This is a genomic window from Tamlana crocina, from assembly GCF_012037625.1.
The window spans coordinates 1-444 of the sequence record NZ_JAAVJS010000250.1; the positions used below are offsets into that span (position 1 = coordinate 1).

Below are 444 nucleotides of genomic sequence, written 5' to 3' on the forward strand. Positions count from 1 at the left end.
CTGCAAAAGATGTTTCAATCTCTGAAGCTATTACCGCCTTCGTTCTTTTGGCAATTCTTCAATATGTCTTTTCCTGGTTACAAATGCGGTACAAAATTTTTAGAAAAATATTTACTGCCAATCCAAAGCTGCTTTATTATCGCGGGGAATTTTTGGAAAAGGCAATGAAGAAAGAAGGAGTGGCAAAAAGTGAACTTATAGGGGAGGCAAGGAAAAAAGGGTACGGAAATTTTGAAGAAATTGAACTCATTATTTTGGAGAGTGATGCCACTTTTTCCATTATTGGAAAGCTAACAGATAGTGATTCTGCTACTTACAAGGAAATTCTGAATGACTGCTAAAAGTGTAAAAATGCATCTTCAAGATGCTCCAGTCTTGTTCCTGCCTTGTTTTTAATAATTGCTATTATATCAAACCTTACCTCCACATCCAGGTTATGCTCAT

General features: G+C 36.0%; 1 protein-coding gene and 1 pseudogene. One reads left to right on the plus strand and one right to left on the minus strand.

Annotated features, from left to right (window positions below; translation table 11 throughout):
- Window positions 1–341, plus strand: a 341-nt coding sequence (locus tag HC176_RS16565; RefSeq protein WP_209309764.1) for a DUF421 domain-containing protein, incomplete at its 5' end; no start/stop codon positions are given.
- On the opposite strand, the pseudogene HC176_RS20095 reads toward HC176_RS16565, so the two are convergent.
- Window positions 338–444, minus strand: a pseudogene (locus HC176_RS20095) (YraN family protein); the annotation flags it as partial. The gene HC176_RS16565 and the pseudogene HC176_RS20095 overlap by 4 nt on opposite strands.